This window comes from Caminicella sporogenes DSM 14501, from assembly GCF_900142285.1.
In the GTDB taxonomy this organism is placed as follows: Bacteria; Bacillota; Clostridia; order Peptostreptococcales; family Caminicellaceae; genus Caminicella; species Caminicella sporogenes.
This window is the reverse complement of record NZ_FRAJ01000003.1, coordinates 90487-108942: the sequence shown is the minus strand read 5'-3', so window position 1 is coordinate 108942 and position 18456 is coordinate 90487. Positions and strand designations below refer to the sequence as shown.

At 28.1% G+C, this 18456-nt stretch carries 17 protein-coding genes; all 17 read left to right on the top strand.

All coding sequences use genetic code 11. The annotated features are described in order from the left end of the window. The first annotated feature begins 17 nt into the window (after positions 1-17). The 17 genes from infB (at position 18) to pgsA (ending at position 18415) form a co-directional block, all read left to right on the top strand. Positions 18-2045 carry a translation initiation factor IF-2 gene (gene infB, locus BUA90_RS00555; RefSeq protein WP_072965432.1) on the top strand — a complete coding sequence of 676 codons (2028 nt, stop codon included), beginning with the start codon at positions 18-20 and terminating at the stop codon, positions 2043-2045. Between the two features lie 31 nt (positions 2046-2076). Further along, a complete protein-coding gene (rbfA, locus tag BUA90_RS00550) occupies positions 2077-2454 on the top strand; it encodes a 30S ribosome-binding factor RbfA (protein ID WP_072965431.1) in 378 nt (125 codons plus the stop codon). After that, the gene (locus BUA90_RS00545) at positions 2447-3412 is read left to right on the top strand and encodes a DHH family phosphoesterase (protein ID WP_072965429.1); all 966 of its coding nucleotides are present in this window, start codon (positions 2447-2449) and stop codon (positions 3410-3412) included. The genes rbfA and BUA90_RS00545 overlap by 8 nt, the downstream gene beginning before the upstream one ends. Before the next feature lie 5 nt (positions 3413-3417). Continuing rightward, positions 3418-4314, top strand: a complete 897-nt coding sequence (truB, locus tag BUA90_RS00540; RefSeq protein WP_072965428.1) for a tRNA pseudouridine(55) synthase TruB — start codon at positions 3418-3420, stop codon at positions 4312-4314. 20 nt (positions 4315-4334) lie between these two features. Next, entirely contained in the window at positions 4335-5264 is a 930-nt protein-coding gene (locus BUA90_RS00535; protein ID WP_072965427.1) for a bifunctional riboflavin kinase/FAD synthetase, read from the top strand. 154 nt (positions 5265-5418) lie between these two features. Beyond that, positions 5419-5685: a 30S ribosomal protein S15 gene (rpsO, locus tag BUA90_RS00530; protein ID WP_072965425.1), complete on the top strand. Its 267-nt coding sequence runs from the start codon at positions 5419-5421 to the stop codon at positions 5683-5685. Positions 5686-5828: 143 nt separating this feature from the next. After that, on the top strand, positions 5829-7943 hold the full coding sequence (locus tag BUA90_RS00525) for a polyribonucleotide nucleotidyltransferase (protein ID WP_072965424.1): 2115 nt from the start codon (positions 5829-5831) through the stop codon (positions 7941-7943). Positions 7944-8021: 78 nt separating this feature from the next. After that, the gene (locus BUA90_RS00520) at positions 8022-8726 is read left to right on the top strand and encodes a polysaccharide deacetylase family protein (RefSeq protein ID WP_072965423.1); all 705 of its coding nucleotides are present in this window, start codon (positions 8022-8024) and stop codon (positions 8724-8726) included. A 58-nt stretch (positions 8727-8784) separates the two neighbouring features. After that, positions 8785-10059: a M16 family metallopeptidase gene (locus BUA90_RS00515; RefSeq protein WP_072965422.1), complete on the top strand. Its 1275-nt coding sequence runs from the start codon at positions 8785-8787 to the stop codon at positions 10057-10059. Between the two features lie 26 nt (positions 10060-10085). Next, positions 10086-10520 carry a dUTP diphosphatase gene (gene dut / locus BUA90_RS00510; protein WP_200793451.1) on the top strand — a complete coding sequence of 145 codons (435 nt, stop codon included), beginning with the start codon at positions 10086-10088 and terminating at the stop codon, positions 10518-10520. A 78-nt stretch (positions 10521-10598) separates the two neighbouring features. After that, positions 10599-10862 carry a YlmC/YmxH family sporulation protein gene (locus tag BUA90_RS00505; protein ID WP_072965421.1) on the top strand — a complete coding sequence of 88 codons (264 nt, stop codon included), beginning with the start codon at positions 10599-10601 and terminating at the stop codon, positions 10860-10862. A gap of 84 nt (positions 10863-10946) precedes the next feature. Next, entirely contained in the window at positions 10947-12152 is a 1206-nt protein-coding gene (gene dapG / locus BUA90_RS00500) for an aspartate kinase (RefSeq protein ID WP_072965420.1), read from the top strand. Between the two features lie 96 nt (positions 12153-12248). Further along, positions 12249-12971 (top strand): ClpP family protease, encoded by a 723-nt coding sequence (locus tag BUA90_RS00495; protein ID WP_094756648.1) that lies wholly within the window; start codon positions 12249-12251, stop codon positions 12969-12971. A gap of 152 nt (positions 12972-13123) precedes the next feature. Continuing rightward, complete coding sequence (locus BUA90_RS00490; protein WP_072965418.1) at positions 13124-15415, top strand: FtsK/SpoIIIE family DNA translocase; 2292 nt, start codon at positions 13124-13126, stop codon at positions 15413-15415. A gap of 66 nt (positions 15416-15481) precedes the next feature. Further along, on the top strand, positions 15482-16552 hold the full coding sequence (gene mnmH / locus BUA90_RS00485; protein ID WP_072965416.1) for a tRNA 2-selenouridine(34) synthase MnmH: 1071 nt from the start codon (positions 15482-15484) through the stop codon (positions 16550-16552). Next, positions 16549-17910, top strand: coding sequence for a 30S ribosomal protein S12 methylthiotransferase RimO (gene rimO / locus BUA90_RS00480; protein WP_072965415.1), 1362 nt, complete (start codon positions 16549-16551; stop codon positions 17908-17910). Before mnmH ends, rimO begins: the two co-directional genes overlap by 4 nt. Beyond that, entirely contained in the window at positions 17879-18415 is a 537-nt protein-coding gene (pgsA, locus tag BUA90_RS00475; RefSeq protein WP_072965414.1) for a CDP-diacylglycerol--glycerol-3-phosphate 3-phosphatidyltransferase, read from the top strand. The genes rimO and pgsA overlap by 32 nt, the downstream gene beginning before the upstream one ends. Positions 18416-18456: the final 41 nt, after the last annotated feature.

The following is an 18456-nucleotide window of genomic DNA, read 5'->3' as shown; positions in this document are numbered from 1 at the left end:
TTTAGGGGGTGAAATATGTGTCAAAAATTAGAGTCTATCAATTAGCTAAAAAGTTAGGAATTACAAGTAAAGAATTGATTTCTAAATTAGGTGAATTTGGACTTGAAGTTGCCAATCACATGAGTACTATAGAAAATGAAGATGCAAATGTTATCATAGAGTTTTATGAATCTGAAAAAGAAGAAAAAAATGGTAGTAAAAATACAAAGAAAAATAATAAAGAAAAAAAACAATCTGAAAATAAAGATAAAAATAAAGAAGAAAAAATTGAAAAATCAGATAATGCAAATGACAACGAATTAATAATAAAATTGGAAAAAACTATAACAGTTAAAGATTTAGCTGATAAACTCAGTAAAAATGCAAATGAAATAATAATGAAATTAATGAATTTAGGAGTAATGGCAGCATTAAATCAGGAAATAGATTTTGATACTGCTGAAATAGTTGCTTCAGAATATGGCTATACAGCCGTATTGGAAAAAAATGATAATTCTGATGATGAATTCGAGGAAGAAGAGGATAATCCAGAAGATTTAGTTAAACGTGCTCCAATAGTAACAGTTATGGGACATGTCGACCACGGTAAGACTTCACTACTTGATGCAATTAGAAAAACTAAGGTTACTGCTGGTGAAGCTGGTGGAATAACTCAACATATAGGAGCATCTGAAGTTGATATAAATGGTGAAAAAATCGTATTTTTGGATACTCCGGGGCATGAAGCTTTTACTTCACTTCGTGCTAGAGGAGCACAAATAACTGATATTGCAGTTTTAGTTGTTGCCGCTGATGATGGTGTTATGCCTCAAACTATTGAAGCAATAAACCATGCTAAAGCTGCTGATGTTCCTATAATAGTTGCTATTAATAAAATTGACAAACCAGATGCAAATCCTGATAGAGTTAAACAAGAACTTGCCGAACATGGAGTTTTAATAGAAGAATGGGGCGGAGATGTAGTTTGTGTACCTGTTTCTGCTTTGAAAGGTGAAGGCATTGACCAATTACTAGAAATGATATTATTAGTAGCTGAGATGAGAGAGTTAAAAGCAAATCCAAATAGAAAAGCGGTAGGAACGATAATTGAATCTAAACTTGATAAGGGTAGAGGACCAGTAGCTACTGTTATTGTGCAAAAAGGAACTCTTAATGTAGGCGATTCTATAATTGCCGGTGCTACTTATGGAAGAGTTAGAGCTATGATTAATGATAAAGGAAATAGAATAAAAAAAGCAGGTCCATCTACTGCTGTAGAAATTTTAGGTTTATCTGACGTTCCTGAAGCTGGTGACAAATTTAGAGTAGTAAAAGATGATAAAACTGCTAGACAAATAGCTGAAAAACGTCAGCAGGAAATAAGGGAGAAATCTTTAAAAGCTACTCAAAAAGTTACACTAGAAGACCTCTTTGAACACATTCAGCAGGGTAAAGTAAAAGATTTAAATATTATTGTCAAAGCAGATGCTCAAGGTTCTGTAGAAGCTATAAAACAGTCATTAGCTAAACTGAGCAATGATGAAGTAAGAATAAATGTTATACATGGAGCAGTTGGAACTATAACTGAATCAGATATTTTACTTGCTTCTGCATCAAATGCAATAGTTATAGGATTTAATGTCAGACCATCATCAAGTGTTACAAGATTAGCTGAAACAGAAAATATAGAACTTAAGACTTATAGAATTATTTATGAAGCTATTGATGACATAGAAGCTGCTATGAAAGGTATGTTAGAACCTGAGTTTAAAGAAGTTGTGCTAGGAAAAATTGAAGTAAGAGCTACATTTAAAGTACCTAATGTTGGTACAATAGCAGGAGGCTATGTACTAGAAGGTAAAGTAACTAGAAATTCAAATGTAAGATTAGTTAGAGACGGTATTGTTATATATGAAGGTAAAATATCATCTTTAAAAAGATTTAAAGATGATGTGAAAGAAGTAGCTTCTGGATATGAATGTGGTATAGGTCTTGAAAATTACAATGACATTAAAGAAGGAGATATTATAGAAACTTATATTATTGAAGAGGTAAAAAAATCTTAAAACCTCATTTTATTTAAGGAAGGGATTGCAAATGAGATATGCAAGAACTAATAGAATATCTGAAGAAATAAAAAAAATAGTTAGTAGTATAATCATGAATCAGTTAAAAGACCCTAGAATATCTAAACTAACTAGTATAACACATGTTGATACAACTAATGATTTAAGATATACAAATATTTATATAAGTATATTTGATGATAGTGTAGATAAAAATGAAACTATTGAAGCTTTAAATAATGCAAAAGGATATATAAGAAGAGAATTGGGAAAACATTTAAAAGTTAGATATACACCCGAACCTATTTTTAAACTTGATGAGTCAATAGAACATGGTGTATATATGAGTAAATTAATAGAAAAAGTAAATAAAAATTCTTCTGTTCAGGAAGTTGATGAAAATGAATAATTATTATTTAGAGTTGTTTGAGGGAAGAAAGAATATCATAATTCTTCCCCATATTCTTCCTGATGGAGATACGATAGGTTCATCTATAGCTTTATTTTATGCATTAAAAAAGCTAGAAAAAAGAGTATATATAATTTTAAATGATAAACTGCCATCAAATTTAAAATTTTTAAATGCAAATAGTAAAATAATAACTACAGAAGATTTTGAAAAGTTAAGTATTAAACCAGATTTGATAATAACTGTAGACAGCAGTGATACAGATAGATTAGGAGATAGAGCATATTTATTAGACTTATGCAGTGAAGTTTTAAATATTGACCACCACAGTACAAATACTAACTATGGAAAATACAATTTAGTTAATTCAAAAGCTGCAGCATGTGGAGAAATTATATATGAGTTGCTTAAAAAATTAAAAATATATATAGATAAAAACATTGCAACTGCTCTTTATGTTGCTTTATCCACAGATACAGGCAGTTTTAAATACAGTAATACTACTCCTTTAACTTTAAGAATAGCAGCTGACTTAATAGAAAAAGGTATAGATTTTTCATTTATTAATACAGAACTTTATCAAAACAAACCAATAAATAAAATAAAATTGTTGTCAGACGTCTTAAATAGTTTAGAATTACATTTTGATGGCAAACTAGCAGTAATATATGTAACGAATGATATGCTTAAAAAAAATAAAATTGATATATCAGATACTGATGGTATTATTGAATATGCAAGAGATATTGAAGGTGTAAATATTGCAGTACTTTTAAAGGAATTTTCAGATAATACCATTAAAGTCAGTTTGCGTTCAAAATATGATTTTGATGTTTCCATAATTGCTAAAAAATTTGGTGGTGGAGGACATAAAAAAGCTGCTGGCTGTACTATTTATGATACTATTGATAATGCAAAAAATATATTACTAAATACATTTAGAGAAAATTTCAGGTGAAAAATATGATAGGATTTTTAAATATTTTAAAACCTCCAAATATGACATCTCATGATGTAGTAAATTTTGTGAGAAAAAATTTAAATGTAAAAAAAGTAGGACATTCTGGAACTTTGGACCCAATGGCAACAGGAGTTCTTCCAATTTGCATTGGAAAGGCAACTAAACTGATAGAGTTTATGCAAAATGATACAAAAACATATAGAGCCGAATTAACTCTTGGAATTGTAACAGATACTCAAGATAGGTGGGGTAATATTTTAGACACAGTTAATGTAAATGTATCTGAAGAAAAAATATTTGAGGTCTTTAATTCTTTTAAAGGAGAAAAAATTCAAATCCCTCCAATGTATTCGGCTTTAAAATATAAGGGCAAAAAATTGTATGAACTTGCACGACAAGGCATAACAGTTGAAAGAAAGCCGAGGAAAATTTATATCTATGATATAAGTATCATAGATATAAATGCCAATAAAATATTGTTTGATGTAAATTGTTCAAAAGGAACGTATGTTAGAACTTTATGTCATGATATAGGAATGGCCTTAGGCTGTGGAGGACATATGTCTTTTTTAGCTAGATTAAGGAGTGGTTACTTTAATTTAGATGATTCTTTGACACTTGAAGAAATTACAGCATTAGATAAAGATATTCTTGAGAAACAGTATATTTATAAACTTGATTATCCAATAAAATATCTACCTAGAGTTGATGTAAAACAATTTGCATTAAGATTTTTATTAAATGGAGTTGCACTTCAAAAAAAAGCTTTTACACTTAATTCAAATATTAAAAACGGTTCAATTGTAAGACTTTATGTAAATAATACATTTAAGGCTATTGGAATATATAAAAAAAATAGTGAACATTCTATTATACAAATTAAAAAATTATTCTCTTAACTGGTAAGGAGAAAAGTTCAATGGAGTTAATAAGCTCTTTAAATGACATAAAAAAATTAGACTGCAAATCTTGTATATCTATAGGAACATTTGATGGACTCCATAAAGGTCATCAAATATTAATAGAGAATTTGATTAATTTAAGTAAAAATAAAAAAAACAAAAGCATAGTTTATACTTTTGCAAATCATCCTAAAGAACTGACTAATAAAAACTGCTTTCCAAAAAAAATTGTAACTAATGCTGATAAAATAAAATTATTTGAAAAGATGGGAGTAGATATTTTACTCTTACTAAACTTTGATGAATTTCATAAAAATACTTATGCAGAAGATTTTGTACGAGATATTTTAATAAATAGACTAAATATGGAAGCAATAATTGTCGGATACGATTTTAGATTTGGAAAAAATGCAGAGGGCAGTTCAGAATTATTAAAAAAATTATCTAAAAAATATAATTTTGACATTAATGTTGTAATGCCAATAAAAATTGACAATGAAATAGTCAGTAGTACATTGATTAGAAAATTTTTAAGCGAAGGTCAAGTGGAAAAGGCTAATAATTTTTTGGGTTGGAAGTATTTTTTAAGAGGAAAAGTCATAAGAGGCAGACAATTAGGTTCTAAGCTTGGCTTTCCAACAGCTAATATATTAGTAGACAGCAAATTATGTTTGCCTAAAACAGGAGTATATATCACTAAAACTTATATTGATAATAAATCGTATTACAGTATAACTAATATAGGTTTTAAACCGACTTTTAATGAAAATAGTTACAGTATAGAAACTTATATAATAAATTTCAGTGAAAATATATATGACAAAGAAATAAAAGTGGAATTTCATAAGCGAATAAGAGATGAAATGAAATTTGATACAGTTAAACTTCTGTGCAATCAAATAGAATGTGATATATACAGTGTAAAAAATTTCTTTAAAATAATATAAGTTTATTTCTATATTATGCTATTTTTATAAATTTATTATTTACAACATTTATATAATGTGTTAAAATTACATATCGTAAGAACCTTTTGCTTAGATTAGCGTTTCACCGGTGCTTATCTAGGCTAAAGGCGATTTAAAGTAGGGAGGTGAAAGCATGCTATCAAAAGAGAAAAAACTTGAGATTATTAATGAATTTAAAACTCATGAAGGTGATACAGGTTCACCAGAAGTTCAAATAGCAATTCTTACTTATAGAATTAATGAACTTAATGAGCATTTAAAGATTCACAAAAAGGACCATCATTCTCGTAGAGGTCTTTTGAAAATGGTAGGTAAGAGAAGAAATCTTCTAAACTACTTAAAGAATAAAGATTTAGAAAGATATAGAAATCTAATTGAAAAATTAGGCTTAAGAAAATAATTGTGAGCGGGATGGTCCCGCTCTATTATTTTATTTTCTGAAGAAAAATTAAGAAATAATGAAAGTAATTTTTTTAATTTCGTAGGAAATAATATTTAAATGTAGAATTATTATTATAAATATTATAGAAATGGAGGTATAGGATGGAAAATATAGAAAAAGTATTTGAAACTGAAATTGCAGGAAGAACTTTAAGAGTAGAAATAGGTAAAGTTGCTGGTCAAGCTAATGGTTCTGCTTTAGTAAGATATGGCGATACAGTTGTTCTTGTAACTGCCGTAGCTTCTGATAAACCAAGAGAAGGCATTGACTTTTTCCCATTAAGTGTTGACTTTGAAGAAAGACAGTATGCAGTTGGTAAAATTCCCGGCGGATTTATAAAAAGAGAAGGTAAACCTACTGAAAAGGCAATTCTTACTTCTCGATTAATTGATAGACCTATTCGTCCGCTATTCCCAAAGGGATATAGAAATGATGTTCAAGTTATTGCAACTGTATTATCTGTTGATCAAGACTGTACACCTGATATAGTTGCAATGATAGGTTCTTCTGTAGCACTGTCAATATCAGATATTCCTTTTTCTGGACCAACTGGCTCAGTCTTAATAGGACTTATTGATGGCAAATTTGTTGTAAATCCAACTGCAAAAGAAAGAGAAATATCTCAAATGCATTTAGTTGTATCAGGAACGAAAGATGCTATTATGATGGTTGAAGCAGGTGCAAATGAAGTTCCAGAAGAAATCATGCTAGATGCAATTATGTTTGCTCATGAAGAAATAAAAAAGATAGTTGAGTTTATTGAAAAAATTGTAGATGAAATTGGTAAAGAGAAAAAAGAGGTAGAATTATTTGTATTAGATGAAAATATTGATAAAGAAGTAAGAGAGTACTGTACAGAAAAAATGAAAGAAGCAATAAAAACAGTAGATAAGACAGAACGCAATGAAAATATTGAAAAAGTAAAAGAAGAGGTTTTAACTGTTTTTAGTGAAAAATATCCTGAACAAGAAAAACATATCGAAATTTCTCTTGAAAATATAATAAAAGAATTAGTTAGAGAAATGATAGTTAAAGAGGGAATTAGACCTGATAATAGAAAAGCTGATGAAATAAGACCTATCTCTTGTGAAGTAGGAATTCTTCCAAGAACACATGGTTCAGGTTTGTTTACAAGAGGACAAACTCAAGTTTTAACAGTTACAACTTTAGGTGCATTGGGTGATGCACAAATATTAGACGGATTAGGTCTTGAAGAATCAAAACGCTATATGCATCACTATAATTTCCCACCTTTTAGTGTTGGAGAAACTAGATTTTTAAAAGGACCTGGAAGAAGAGAAATAGGACATGGAGCTTTAGCTGAAAGAGCTTTAGAACCTGTAATACCTTCTGAAGAAGAATTTCCTTATGCAATAAGACTGGTTTCAGAAGTTTTAAGTTCAAATGGAAGTACATCTCAAGCAAGTGTATGTGGAAGTACATTATCACTTTTAGATGCTGGAGTACCAATCAAAGCACCTGTAGCTGGAATTGCTATGGGATTGATAAAAGAAGATGATGATGTTGTAATTTTAAGTGATATTCAAGGTATGGAAGACTTTTTAGGAGATATGGACTTCAAAGTTGCAGGTACTGAAAAGGGAATAACAGCTATTCAAATGGATATTAAAATTCATGGAATTAATAAAGAAATTTTAGAAAGAGCTTTAGAACAGGCCAGAAAAGGTAGATTATATATTTTAGGCAAAATGAATGAAGTAATATCAAAACCACGTCATGAGTTATCGCCTTATGCACCGAGAGTACTACAAACTAAAGTTTCTCCTGATAAAATAAGAGATATTATCGGTCCGGGAGGTAAAACTATAAACAAAATCATAGATGAAACAGATGTTAAAATAGATATAGAAGATGATGGCAGAATATTTATAACTGCAGGCAGTATGTCTCAAGGTGAAAAGGCAATGCAAATGATTAATGAAATTGTAAAAGAAGTTGAAGTTGGTGAAATATATGTTGGAAAAATAGTAAGAATTACTTCATTTGGTGCTTTTGTTGAAATCTTACCTGGAAAAGAAGGATTAGTTCATATTTCTCAAATTGCAAAAGAGAGAATTGGCAAAGTAGAAGATTTATTTAAAGTAGGAGATGAAATATTAGTAAAAGTAGTAGAAATTGACAATCAAGGTAGAATTAATTTATCTAGAAAAGCTGCAATTGAAAATAATGACGAACAAAAAAACAAAAAAGCATAAACCAAAAAGGTTTATGTTTTTTGTTTTTTTGTATATATGATTAAAAATTACATAGAAATTTATATAGGGGGTGTAAAAATGAAAAGTAAATATAAAATATTGTTATTTTTATTTGTTATTTTTCTTACTTTAACTGTTTTAATTAAAATAAATATTTTTTCATATAAGCAAGTTTTTAAAGAAGATAAATTAGTTCCAATTAGACAAGGTTATAATGATAAATTTATTGCATTTACATGCAATGTAGATTGGGGTACAGAAAATATTCCAAAAATGCTTGATATATTTGAAAAATACAATATAAAGATAACATTTTTTGTATCAGGCAGATGGGCAAAGAACAATCCTGATATGCTTAAACTCATTTATCAAAAAGGACATGAGATTGGAAATCATGGTTATGCACACAAAATGCACAGTAAATTAGATTTTGATGGAAACTATAAGGAAATAAAGAAAACACATGATATAGTAAAAAATATTTTGGGAATAGATATGAAGTACTTTGCACCGCCAGCTGGTGATTTTAGTGATATTACACTTAAAGCAGCAGACAGTCTAGGGTACAAAACTATTTTGTGGAATATCGATACAATTGACTGGCGAAAAGATTCCACAAGGGAAAAGATAATACATAGAGTTTTAAAAAAACCTTTAAATGCTTCAATTGTACTTATGCATCCAAAAGAAGAAACTATAAAAGCTCTTGAAGAAATTATTAAATCTATCAAAAGTAAAGATATAAATATTGGTTCAGTATCTGATGTATTGAAACTTGATTAAATAATACATCTAAATTATAATAATGTTAGTTTTATAATAAAAGATGAAGGAGATAAATATGCATAAAAAATACATACTAGATAACGGAATAAGGGTTATTACACAAAAAATTCCTCATGTAAGGTCTGTGTCTATTGGTTTTTGGGTTAAAACAGGTTCAATTTCTGAAACGACTTTAAATAATGGAATATCTCATTTTATAGAACATATGCTTTTTAAAGGCACGCATACAAGAACTGCCAAAGAAATTGCAAATGCTATAGATAGTATAGGCGGACAGTTGAATGCTTTTACAAGTAAAGAATGTACCTGCTATTATTCAAAAGTTTTAGATTCTCATATTAGTATAGCAATAGATATAATTACCGATATGATTTTAAATTCAAAGTTTGAAGAAAATGACATTGAAAGAGAAAAAAGTGTAATTTTTGAAGAGATAAATATGTATGAAGATTCTCCAGAGGATTTAGCTTACGATATTTTAGCCAAGACGATATTTAAAAATCACTCTTTAGGATTGCCTATATTGGGAACTCATAATACAGTTAAATCTTTTCAAAGAAATGACCTTAGAGATTATATGAAAAAAAATTACAACTCACAAAATATAGTAATATCAGTTGCAGGTAGTTTTAAAGAAGATGATTTGATTAAAGAATTAAATGATAAAATAGGCAGATATAATTTAAAATCAGAAAAAAATAAGACAGCAAAAAAACCAGACTTTAATAGTAATTATTTTTATAAATTTAAAGATATAGAACAGATACATCTGTGTATTGGATTTAAAGGAGTTACGAATAATGAGAAAGACCTCTATCCTTTATTAGTTTTAAATAATATATTTGGTGGAAGTATGAGTTCTAGACTTTTTCAAACTGTTAGAGAAGATAATGGTCTAGCATATTCTATATATTCTCATCCAAGTTTTTATAAAGATATAGGGCTTTTTACTATTTATGTAAGTCTTAGTCCATCACAACTTGACAAAGTTACAGATTTGATATTAAAAGAACTCAAAAGTTTAATTAAAAACTCTATAACAAAAGAGGAATTAACAAAAGCAAAAGAACAATTGAAAGGAAGCTATATTTTAAGTCTGGAGAGTACAGGAAGTATCATGACAATGTTAGGCAAATCTGAACTGTTTGAACGTAAAATTAAAACTCATGACGAAGTATTATCTAATATTGATAAAGTAGATTTAGAAGCTTTAAATAATTTAACTGCAAAAATATTTAATAAAAATGTCAGTATGTCAGTAGTTGGAAAAGCAGATGAAAAAGTAATTAAGCATAATTATTCTAAATTTATAGATTTGATAAACTTTTAAGATTAGATTTTTCAGGAGGAATACAAATGATTTCTGTAAATATTATCAATAAATCTGATTTACCGCTTCCTAAATATGAAACTGAAGGTGCTTCTGGCATGGATTTAATGGCAAATATAGATGAAAAAATAATATTATCGCCATTTAAAAGAGTATTAGTACCGACAGGACTGTATATAGAACTTCCTAGCCATTTAGAAGCTCAAGTTAGAGCTAGAAGTGGTCTTGCTATAAAGTATGGAGTTACGGTTATTAATGGAATAGGTACTATTGACAGCGATTATAGGGGTGAAATAAGAGTTCCATTAATTAATTTAGGTGAAAAAGATTTTATAATTAATAAAGGTGATAGAATAGCACAGCTTATTATCAGTGAATACGTTAAAGTAAAATGGAACTTAGTAGAGGATTTAAATCATACAGATAGAGGCGAAAATGGATTTGGTTCTACGGGAATTTAAAAGTAATAAAATCTCTCCTTTAATTATAAATATAGTAAAAAGTAATAAAAAACTGTTTGAAAAAAGGGGAGATAATAAATGAGATTTAGTGAACTTGCTGGAAAAGAAGTTGTCAATTTAAGTGATGGCTGCAGATTAGGCATGCTTTCAGATTCTGATTTACTTATAGATGAGAAAACTGGTAAAATTAAAGCTCTATTGGTACCTGATATAAAAAGTCATTTTTCTTTTTTTAATGATAAAGACTTTATTGAAATTCCTTGGGATTGTGTTAAAAAAATAGGAAGTGATATGATAATAATAGAAATTGAAAATTCTAGCGAAAATAATTTTTACTTGTAAAATACATTTTGTATGGTAACACTCATAAATTTATTTTCATAAATATAAATTACAGGCAGATTAATTACTTTGAGGGGGAAATCTATGAATATAGTTGTTCAAAAATTTGGAGGTACTTCAGTAGCTTCTCAAGAGCTTAGGGATAAAATTGCAGATAAAATTATTGAAACAAAATTATCTGGGAAAAAACCAGTAGTTGTAGTATCTGCAATTGGGAGAAAAGGAGATTCATATGCAACTGATACTTTAATTAATTTTGCAAATTCAATTTTTTCTGAACGATGTAGTAGAGAATTAGATTTAATAATGAGCTGTGGGGAAATAATATCATCTGTTATAATGGCAAATACTATAAAATCTAAAGGATATGACGCAGTTGCAATGACAGGTTTTCAAGCAGGAATTATAACAGACGAAAATTTTGGAAATGCATGTGTTAAAAGAGTAGACCCCAAAAATATTATTGAAAATCTAAAAGAAGACAAAATAGTTGTAGTAACAGGATTTCAAGGTATAACTGAAAACGGAGATATAACTACACTTGGAAGAGGAGGCAGTGATACTACTGCTGTAATACTAGGAGAAGCTTTAAAAGCAGATGTAGTTGAAATTTATACAGATGTAGATGGCGTTATGACTGCCGATCCAAGATTAGTTCCAGATGCAAATGTTATAGACTGTCTATCTTATGATGAAGTGTATCAAATGGCTACAGATGGGGCAAAAGTTATTCATCCTAAGGCTGTAGAAATTGCTGAAAGGTCAAATATTACATTAAAAATAAAAAATACTTTTACAGATTCAGATGGAACAACTATTAAAAAAAGTGAATATACTTTTTCAAATATATGTTCTAAAACTTTATTTACTGCTATTGCTTACAAAAATGATATAGTACAAGTAAATATCGAAATAGATAGTGATGATGAAAAAAATAAACTGCTTTTAGATGGATTAGAAAAAAATAAAATAAGTATTGATATGATAAATTTCTTTGAAGAGAGAAAAGTATTTACAATAGAAGAAAAAGATTTGACTATATTAAAATCAATATTAGATTTTTATAATTTAAAATATAAACTGACTACTAATTGTAGTAAAGTAACAGCTATAGGTCATAGAATTCATGGTGTTCCGGGAGTTATGGCGAAAATAGTAAAAATACTTTCTAATGAAAATATAAAAATACTTCAAACATCAGATTCAAATACGACTATATCATGTCTAATAACTAGAGATAATCTTGAAAAAGCTGTAAGAGCACTGCATTATGAATTATTAAATAAATAAAATGTATTTCAAAAAAGCTACTATATTTTCAAGTATAGTAGTTTTTTTTATGGTCAAAATAATAATATGACTATAAAATAATTGGGAGTGTTTAAAATGACTGAACAGACTAATATTCCATCTAAAATCAAACTAAAATCCGATATAAATACCAATCTTAAAAATATTAAAGAAATGGGCACACAAAATGTACCTAAGTTAAGCAATAAAATTCAATTTATTACCATAATAGGACATATAGAAGGACATAGTGTTTCACCTCCTCAGAACAAATCTACAAAATATGAACATATTATTCCGCAACTCATAGCTGTTGAACAAAATCCTGAAATAGAAGGTTTTTTAGTAATTTTAAATACAGTTGGAGGAGATGTCGAAGCAGGACTAGCTATAGCAGAAATGATAGCAAGCCTTTCAAAGCCTACAGTATCTCTTGTATTAGGTGGAAGTCACAGTATAGGAGTTCCTCTTGCAACATCTTGTAATTATTCATTTATTGTGCCTACAGCTACAATGACTATACATCCTATACGAATGAATGGATTAGTAATTGGCGTACCACAAACATTTAAGTATTTTGAAAAAATGCAAGAAAGAATAATAAATTTTATAATAAGGACATCAAAGATAGATAGAGAAAAACTCTTAGAACTAATGAATGAAACAGATGAAATAGCAAATGATATAGGGACAATTCTTATAGGAGAAGAAGCCGTTAAATATGGACTTATAGATGAAGTAGGAGGTATAAACAAAGCTCTGTCAAAATTAAAAGAATTAATAAATGAAAGAAAAGAGCCTAAAAAAGATAATGTTTAATATCTATTTTTCAATTGAAATTTCTGTGTTATAATGTTTTTAAAAGTGTTGATTTTATTAACACTTTTATTTTTTTGACCTTGTAGTATAAAATTAAAAGATTTTCAAACTTATAAGCTTATTTTTACATACATAGGAAGGGAATGAGAAACATGGCAAAACGTAACAAAAGACAAAATAAAAAACAATCTAAAAAGCAGAGTAAAAATCGTACAAAGAACTATGAAATCATTTCACTATTTATTATATCATTTGGTATTCTTTCTCTTTTAAGTTTACATACAAATTCAGTAGGCAAATTTGGTATTTTATTAAAAAGTATTTTTATGGGACTGCTTGGCAAAACTTCTTATGTAATTCCATATATAATAATATTTTATGGTATTTTTTCTTTTAATAATGAGCTTAAAAAAATCAAATTGAAATTTGTAATATCTTCACTTACTTTATTTACTTGTCTTATAATTATTTACACGCTTATAAACAATAAATATTTGCCAGATAAAATATTTAATCAGACTAGTTTTCGAACTGTCTATTATTTAGGTCAAGAAGGACTGGGCAGTGGAATTTTAGGAAGCTTTATTACTTACTTTTTTAAATATCTATTTGGAATTAAAGGCAGTTATGTAGTAGTTGCCACATTAGTTATAATATCAATAATGATTTCAACAAATTTATCTATTGCTGAATTCTTTAACTTTTTTACATCATCACTAAAAAAACTTTTAAAGTTTATTGGGCAAAAACTTAATGATGTAAAAAAAGAAAAAGAAAAGAAAACTAAGATTACAATTTCAATAAATGGTGGCAGTGAAAAGACAATTATAGATAATTCTGCTTTATCAAAAGAAGTTGATGAAAAAATTAAAATTCTTGATTATACGACCATTAATAGTGATAAGCAGGATTTAAATAAAAATGAAGATAAAAAGAATATAGAAGTAAAAGCTACTAAAATAAGTAATAGTGCAGGTAATAATAATGAAAATCTAAAAATTAATACAAATGATGAAAGTGAATATAAGTTACCTGATATAAGCTTATTAAATAATAATAAAAATAATAGTTCTGAAAAAGATGAAGAAGAAATATTAGCTAAAAAAGCAGATATTTTAGAGGAAACTTTAAATAACTTTGGAGTAGATGCTGGAGTAAATCATATAAGTAAAGGACCGACAATTACGAGATTTGAAATTCAGCCTAGTCCCGGAGTAAAAGTGAGTAAAATAGTAAATCTTGCTGACGATATAGCTTTAAGTTTAGCTGCACAAAATATTCGTATTGAAGCACCTATTCCCGGTAAATCAGCTGTTGGGATTGAAGTTCCAAATGATGTTTCAACAATTGTTACATTAAGAGAGGTAATAGAAAGTGATGTTTATATAAACAGTAAATCAAGTTTGACATTTGTACTTGGAAAAGATATTTCTGGAAGTCCAATAGTTGCAGATTTAGCTAAAATGCCCCACATGTTAATAGCTGGTGCAACGGGTTCTGGAAAAAGTGTATGCGTAAATACTCTTATTACTAGTATTTTATTTAAATCTTCTCCAGATGAAGTAAAATTCTTATTAATAGACCCAAAAGTTGTAGAACTTAGCAATTACAATGGTATTCCTCACCTTTTAATGCCAGTTGTGACAGACCCTAAAAAAGCTTCTACTGCACTAAACTGGGCTGTTCAGGAAATGACAAATAGATATAAATTATTTGCTGAGAATAATGTGAGAGATTTAGATAGCTATAATAATAAAATGATTCAGTTAAATAAAGAAAAACTGCCAAAGATTGTAGTCATAATAGATGAGTTAGCCGATTTGATGATGGTAGCTCCAAACCAAGTAGAAGATGCAATATGTAGATTAGCTCAAATGGCTCGTGCAGCAGGAATACATCTTATAGTAGCTACACAAAGGCCATCTGTAGATGTAATAACTGGGGTAATTAAAGCCAACATTCCTTCAAGAATAGCCTTTGCAGTATCATCTCAAGCTGATTCACGAACTATATTAGATATGGGTGGAGCTGAAAGACTATTGGGAAAAGGGGATATGCTCTTCTATCCAGTAGGCTCTGCAAAACCTAAGAGAGTACAAGGAGCTTTTGTATCAGATGAAGAAGTCCAAAGAGTTGTAGATTTTATAAAAAGTCAAGTATCAGATATTACATATGAAGATGATATATTAGATAATTTTGAAGAAATTAGTAAATCTGAAGAAGTTGATGAGCTACTTCCTGAAGCAATTGAACTAGTTGTAAATTCTCAGCAGGCATCTATTTCTATGCTTCAAAGAAAGTTTAGAATAGGTTATAATAGAGCTGCCAGAATTATTGATGAAATGGAAAAGAGGGGAATAGTTAGCGAAAGTCAGGGCAGTAAACCTCGAAATGTTTTAATCAGCAAAGAAGAATTTGAAGAATTTAAGAGTAAAACTAGTTAGTTTTACTCTTAACAATTTATTATATAAATTTTTAAAATTTCAATAGTAATAGGGTGATGATTTGTTATGGTAAATAAAATTAGTATAGAAGCAGCACTTAACTTGTCTAATTCAATTTTTATTGATGTTCGTTCTCCAAAAGAATTTAAGCAGGCAACTATTTCAAATTCTATAAATATTCCCATATTAGATGATGATGAAAAAATACTGATTGGAAATATATATAGAAATAAGAGCATAGAGGAAGCAAAGAGTTTAGGACTTCGCTTTGCATCTTCTAAACTTGAAAGCATATATAGACAAATATTAGAAATAAAGAAAAAATATAAAAATATAATTATTTTCTGCTGGAGAGGTGGTACTAGAAGTAAATCAGTTTGCAATGTACTGAATGTTTTAGGAGTTGACAATGTTTATCAATTAGAAGGAGGATATAAAGCTTATAGACGATATGTAATCGATTTTATAGAAACTAAAACAAAAAACATTAAATTTGTAGTACTTCATGGGCTAACAGGAGTTGGCAAGACACATATACTAGAGCATTTGGAAAGATTAAATTATCCAGTAATTGATTTTGAGTATATTGCTAAAAATTCAGGTTCTGTATTTGGCAATATATTATTTCCAGATAATCCTCCAACACAAAAAAATTTTGAGTCTATAGTTTTTAACAAGCTCTATTATAATAAATCAGGGTATGTTCTTGTTGAAAGCGAAAGCAAAAGAGTTGGAAATATAAATATCCCAGATGAAATACTTAAAGCTATGAATAATGGCTATCATATTTTAATAAATACAAATATAGAAAATAGAATTGACAACATTTATAATGATTATATTAAAAATAAAGAAAAAGTTGATGAAAAAATAATTGAAGCAATATTAAATTTAAAAAAGAGGTTAGGGAGTGAAAGTGTAGAAAAACTTGTAAACAAAATAAAAATTAAAGATTATAGGTATGTAATAAGATATTTAATAGACAATTATTATGATTCGTTTTATAAATATTCTATTAATAAATTTAAAAATTACGACCTTGAGGTTAATTATGAAAGCATTTTAGATGCAGTAAAAGAAGTTGAAATATTTATCTTAAAAACTTTTCAAGGCAAAAGAGAGGAGATAAAACAATGAATTTAAAAGTCTATTTAGAAACATTAGGATGTTCAAAAAATTTAGTTGACTCTGAAATAATGTTGGGAATTTTAGATAGACATAATTATAAAATAGTTGATAATGAATATGAAGCAGATGTAATTATAATAAATACTTGTGGTTTTATAGAAAGTGCAAAAGAAGAATCTGTAGATACTATTTTAGAACTTTCTAGACTAAAAAAAGAAGGAAAATGTAAATATATTATTGTAACCGGTTGTTTATCTCAAAGATATTTCAATGAATTATCTATGGAACTTCCTGAAGTAGATGCATTTATAGGAACTACAAATTTTGATGAAATAGCTGATGTAATAAAAAATTTAATTGAAAATAAAAAAAGATATATAAATATAAAAGATATTAATGCTCATATAGATTATAATTTACCTAGAATGTTAACTACTCCATCTCATACTGCATATTTGAAAATAGCGGAAGGATGTGACAACTACTGTACTTACTGTATAATTCCAAAAATAAGAGGCAGATATAGAAGTAGACCTATTGAAACTATAATTGAAGAGGCTAAAATTTTAGCTTCCAAAGGTATTAAGGAATTAATAATAATAGCACAGGATATAACAAGATATGGCATTGACTTGTATGGGAATTATAAATTAACTCAGCTTCTTGAAGAATTAAGCAAAATTGATAATATAAAATGGATACGACTTCAGTATTCTTATCCAGATATTATAAGTGATGATTTAATAGATTTGATGGCTAGTAATAAAAAAATATGCAACTATATAGATATTCCACTTCAGCACTGCAATGATGAAATATTGAAAAAGATGAATAGAAAAACTACAAAGCAATCTATCATTAATTTAATTAATAAATTTAGAAGTAAAATACCTTCTATTGCAATTAGGACTTCCATAATAGTAGGTTTTCCGGGTGAAACTGGTGAACAGTTTAATGAACTTTTGGAATTTATAAAAGAAGTGGAATTTGACAGATTAGGAGTTTTTACATATTCCTTAGAAGAAAATACTCCAGCTGCAAAATTTCCAAATCAAATTCCTCAAGAAATTAAAGAAGAAAGATTAAATAAGATAATGCAACTGCAAAAAGATATTTCTTATAAAAAGAATATGGATAAGATAGGCAATATATATGATATACTTATAGAAGAAAAGGTTGAGAATGAAAATGTATATATAGGCAGAACTGAGTTTGATGCACCGGAAGTTGATGGAATAGTTTATGTTCAGTCAAATAAAAAGCTGAAAATAGGTGAGTTTTTTAAAGTGAAAATTATAGATGCATTAGAATATGATTTGATAGGAGAGGTTATTAATGAATTTAGCGAACAAACTGACAATTGCTAGAATCTTTTTAATCCCTATTTTTATGGTATTCTTACTGTCAAAAATTCCTTATGGAATTACTATTGCTGCTTTAATATTTATTTTAGCTGCATTAACTGACAGCCTTGATGGGTATATAGCTAGAAGTAGAAATCAAATAACAAAGTTAGGTAAATTTATGGACCCTCTAGCAGATAAATTGCTAGTAACTGCTGCTTTAGTGTCTTTTGTTCAAATGGGAAAATTGCCTGCATGGGTTGTAGTAATCATTATTTCAAGGGAATTTACTATAAGTGTTTTTAGAGCAATTGCAGCAGCAGAAGGAATAGTTATTGCTGCAAGTCCATGGGGAAAAGCAAAAACTATTTCTCAAATAGTTATGATTATTTCTATATTATTTAATAATTATCCTTTTAGTTTAATAAACTTGCCTTTTAATACAATAGCTACTTGGATTGCTGTAATACTAACTATTATTTCAGGTGTCGATTATATATATGTAAATAAAAAAGTTTTAAGACAGTAATTTTTTATAATTTAAGACTTGAAAGTTTTATTTTAAAAAAC